The sequence below is a fragment of the Natronomonas aquatica genome (genome assembly GCF_024449025.1).
Taxonomy (GTDB): Archaea; Halobacteriota; Halobacteria; order Halobacteriales; family Haloarculaceae; genus Natronomonas; species Natronomonas aquatica.
Map to the genome: position 1 here is coordinate 1 of NZ_JAHLKM010000014.1, position 712 is coordinate 712.

General features: G+C 60.3%; 1 protein-coding gene. It reads right to left on the reverse strand.

Translation table 11 applies throughout. The features are described from left to right. Positions 1-212: 212 nt before the first annotated feature. A partial coding sequence (locus tag KM295_RS10570) for a DinB/UmuC family translesion DNA polymerase (RefSeq protein ID WP_472924547.1) occupies positions 213-712 on the reverse strand: 500 nt, incomplete at its 5' end.

A 712-nucleotide genomic window follows, 5' to 3' on the forward strand; every position in this document is an offset into this window, starting at 1 on the left:
CTACTCGCCTTCCACGGTCTAGTGGACAGACCGGGAGTTCACCGACAAACCTCGGCGTTCACGCCGAGGTAGGTGATTACCAGAACTGTCAGTCGCTCTAGTCGGATAGGTACTGGCTGTCCGACGCTGCGATGCGAACAGGCGCCGATCGAAGCAGTTGAGTCGAGTCCCTCTCGAAGCTCGCGAAACGTGTCTTTGGACTCGTTTCTCGGCTACCAGAACTCATCAAGTGTCGCTTGTTGGTCTCTTTGCTCCGATAGCCGCCGTCGAATGTGCTCTGGGAGTGCTGTCGAGGAGGATGCCGCATCGGCCGGCTCCCACTCGGTCAGTGGAGCCTGCTCGCGCTCGGAAAACGAGAGATTCGACACTCGGACACCGAGTTTCCGGACCGGCACTGTCTCGAACTCGCCCAACAGGTCCAGTGCCACCGTCTCGACGAGGGCTTCGTCTTGGACGGGGCCACTTAGCGACCGCTCTCGTGTGTTCACATCGAACGGGGGTTGTACGACTTTGATGCCGACCGTCCGATAGAGAGCGTTTTTGCTGCTTGCACGGGTCGTGACCTGCCCGGCGAGTTCTCGAACGATCTCGGTTTTGACAGTCGAGTCAGTGACGCCCTCGGGGTCGAGCGAGGTCTCTTTCGAGATACTTTTCGGGTCGTCCGGCGGCGTCACCGGGCGTGGATCATGCCCGCGAGCCCGTTGCTGGATCG